Genomic DNA, 1,029 nt, shown 5'->3' with positions numbered 1-1,029 from the left:
TGAAGGTTTCCGAGTAACGGTCTGCAACTGTGCGTAGTGGTCGTTTCAGGTGGTTCGTCCGTGCTCGATGTGGAGGATGACCAGGGCCGCGGCGACGATGTCGCCGATCTTCCAGGGGCACAGGCTGACGTTGCGCAGGGCTTTGAAGGTCATCTTGAGCAGGCTGTTTCCGCGTTCGCCGACCGCGCGGAGCCGGTTGTGGGCCTGGTTGAACTGCTGCTGGACGTCGGTGAGCTTCCCGTTGGGCGGGGTCTTGAACGCTATGGCGATGGTGTCGGCTTCGCCTTCGTAGCCCAGGTCGGCCAGGGTGCGTACGTCGTCGCGGATGTTGGTGAGGGTGTCGAGCAGTTCGGGGTGGGTGCGCAGGCAGGTGGTGTCGTGTTCCCGGCCGGGCCGCACCGGCGAGGTCCACAGCGGCCAGCCGTCCGGAGCGGTCAGGATCTGGATGTTGCCGCCGTGATTCTTGTGTTTCTTCGACCACCACAGGTCCACCCCCGGTGTGGGACCGGGCGTCGACACCCGGTCGGTCTCGATCAGGGTGCCGTCCAGGAGTACATAGTCGTAGCCGGCGGCTTTCGCAGCCAGTAACGCCGAGTGCAGGCCCGGGGCCTGAGCGGCCAGGACCGTGATGCCTTCGTTGAGGTAGTCGTACCCGGTGGACGTGCTGACCTCGTTGTCGCAGACCAGCTGGGACATCCGGGTGCCGTCCAGCAGCCAGCGCAGGACCAAGACGGACTGCTTGAAGCAGCTCAACGCACGGCGCTTGTTGCGCGTACCGCGCCGCTGCCGTTCGGCGTGCAGCAGTGTCGATAGGTAGAACACGGTCCGGTCGCGTACCGGCAGGGTGGCGGTGTAGGTGATACTCATGGTCGGCGCGGGGCTCCGTAGAAGTCGATCTGTGAGAGGACCACTTCGTATCGGAGTTCCGCGCCCTTACCTGTTGATCGTGCCCATCATGGCGATTCCCGCCCATGATCCCTCATCCCGGACAGCGCTCCTGGTAGTCAGAGGCTTACCCGGAATGGCTCA

General features: G+C 64.4%; 1 protein-coding gene. It reads right to left on the bottom strand.

The window, feature by feature from the left end; all coding sequences use genetic code 11:
• Window positions 1-45: 45 nt before the first annotated feature.
• A complete protein-coding gene (locus V6U90_RS33520) occupies window positions 46-867 on the bottom strand; it encodes a transposase family protein (RefSeq protein WP_334445213.1) in 822 nt (273 codons plus the stop codon).
• Window positions 868-1,029: the final 162 nt, after the last annotated feature.

The sequence above is a fragment of the Micromonospora sp. CPCC 206060 genome (assembly GCF_036906895.1).
Lineage (GTDB): Bacteria > Actinomycetota > Actinomycetes > Mycobacteriales > Micromonosporaceae > Micromonospora.
Note: the sequence above shows the minus strand (reverse complement) of the source record. Positions and strands in the feature narration are given on the sequence as shown.

Bases quoted from the DNA above. Each gene is read 5' to 3' on its own strand.
- V6U90_RS33520 (WP_334445213.1), bottom strand. From the start codon at position 867: ATGAGTATCACCTACACCGCCACCCTGCCGGTACGCGACCGGACCGTG.